Here is a 1,201-nt window from a genome sequence, read left to right as displayed (position 1 = left end):
GCCGCCAGCCTGGCCTGCACCTCGGCCGCCGTGCCGCGCAGCACCAGCACCGGCTGCCCCAGTGCCGACAGCACCTCCAGCGTTAGAAGCGGTGAGCTGCTGCCGACAATTCGGATGCTGAAGCCACCCGCCGCGGGGTTGGGAAACAGCTGGAACTGCGACGCCGCTCTGGCCAGTGTGGCGGCCGTCACGGTGGTGCGGAAATTCAGGCCGATAAGGATGGGGTCGTGGTCGGACGAGCGGAAGGGGCTGTTTACGTCGGTGGCCGCGCCGGCCACGTCGTATTCCAGAAATTCGGGCTCGGCGGCGTTGATGTGCCACTTCTCCACGGCCCCGTGGCCCACGAGGTTGGGCGTGAGCACGGCGTGGTCGAGCGAGCCGCTGAGGCCGCTGAACAGGTAGGACGCGCTGGCGGCTGAGCTGCCCACTACCAGCCCGGCGGCCCGCAGAATATCGATGGGGTCTTCCTCGTAGTTGGCGTTGTAGTCGCCCACGCTCACCACGTAGCGGGTGCCGGCGGGCTTCACCACGGTGTTGATGAACTGCACGAGGCCGTCGGCCTGCTGCTTGCGGCGCAGGTTGCTCGCGCCCTGGCCGTCCTGCTGGTCGGCGTTGGCCCCGCTGCCGCTGGCTTTCGATTTCAGGTGGTTCACCACGAGGGCGAAGGTGTCGCGGCGGGTGGCATTGTTGGTGATGAACAGCTGGGCCAGCGGCGGCCGCTCGAACGTGCCGGTAGCCGAGGCCAGCAGCGCCGGGCCGTACGGCGTGAGCACCGCTGGCTTGTAGATGATGGCGCAGTGAATAAGGTCGGTGTTGTTGGCTTGGCGGGTGGTGCCGCCGTCGTTGATGAAGGCGTAGGTGCCCGCGCCGAAGCTCTGGTTCAGGCCGTTCACGAGGTCCTGAATGGCGGAGGCGCTGCCCGTACCGTCGTTTTCTACCTCCATTAGCCCCAGCACGTCGGCATTCATCTGGGTGAAGGCGGCCATGATTTTACTGCGCTGGCGCTGAAAATCGGCCAGCGTGAGAGCCCCGCGCGAGGTGGGAAAGCCACCGCCCGCGCCGTCGCCGTTGAAGAAGTTCAGCACGTTCATGCTGGCGATTTTCACGTCAATCGGCCCGAAGGTGGGCACCGGCGGCCGCGCAGTCACAACCTGCGGCGCGTCGGTCCCGGCCAGCGGCTGCACGCGCCATTTGCTGTTGC

1 protein-coding gene is annotated in these 1,201 nt (G+C 67.0%); it reads right to left on the bottom strand.

What is annotated here, in order from left to right; genetic code table 11:
- The coding region (locus ACYVDE_RS23445) for an ExeM/NucH family extracellular endonuclease (protein WP_460503942.1) at positions 1 to 1,201 on the bottom strand (1,201 nt) is incomplete at both ends.

The organism is Hymenobacter agri (assembly GCF_054778495.1).
This window is presented reverse-complemented; position numbering and strand designations above follow the sequence as displayed.